This window comes from Candidatus Symbiopectobacterium sp. NZEC135 (assembly GCF_025962695.1).
Window position 1 is genome coordinate 1 of sequence record NZ_JAGFPF010001057.1, and the last position, 747, is coordinate 747.

Genomic DNA, 747 nt, shown 5'->3' on the forward strand with positions numbered 1-747 from the left:
CGATCTTCTGGCGCAGCGTCAGGGAGCTTACTAATATGTCGCAGAATACCCCATTGCAGGTACTGAAACCCTTTCTCCTGCTATATCGTCGCCACATTTGGCGGCTCAGCATCGGCGTAGTGCTTGCCATTATCACACTGCTGGCGAGTATTGGGTTGCTGACGCTCTCCGGTTGGTTTCTCGCTGGGGCGTCACTGGCGGGCCTTGCCGGATTGATGACCTTCAACTACATGCTGCCTGCGGCGGGCGTGCGCGGTGCGGGGATCCTGCGTACCGCCGGGCGCTATGCCGAGCGTCTGGTGAGTCATGACGCGACCTTCCGCGTACTGCAACACCTGCGTGTTTTTACCTTTTCGCGTACGCTTCCGCTTTCACCGGGCGGGCTCGCCCAGTTTCGTCAGGCCGACCTGCTAAACCGTCTGGTTGCCGATGTTGATACGCTCGATCACCTCTACTTACGCGTCATATCGCCGTTGGTGAGCTGGCTGGACACCTCGCTGGCATTGACCCTCGGCACCATTATGCTGCTGCTGTTAGCCTTGCTACCGCCGGTGTTTTATCGTGCAGGCAAACCGATTGGTACCCACCTCACGCTGTTGCGCTCGCGTTATCGCACCCAGTTAACCACCTGGCTACAGGGGCAAGCCGAATTAACCCTGTTTGGCGCACAAGCCGCCTTTCGCCGCCTGCTCACCGACACGGAACAGGCCTGGCTGACGCAGCAGCAGCGGCAGGCGCGTCTGACGG

The 747-nt window shown here is 59.8% G+C and carries 1 pseudogene; it reads left to right on the forward strand.

From position 1 onward, the window contains the following. Positions 1–53: 53 nt before the first annotated feature. Positions 54–747: pseudogene (locus tag J5224_RS32405) on the forward strand (cysteine/glutathione ABC transporter ATP-binding protein/permease CydC); the annotation flags it as partial.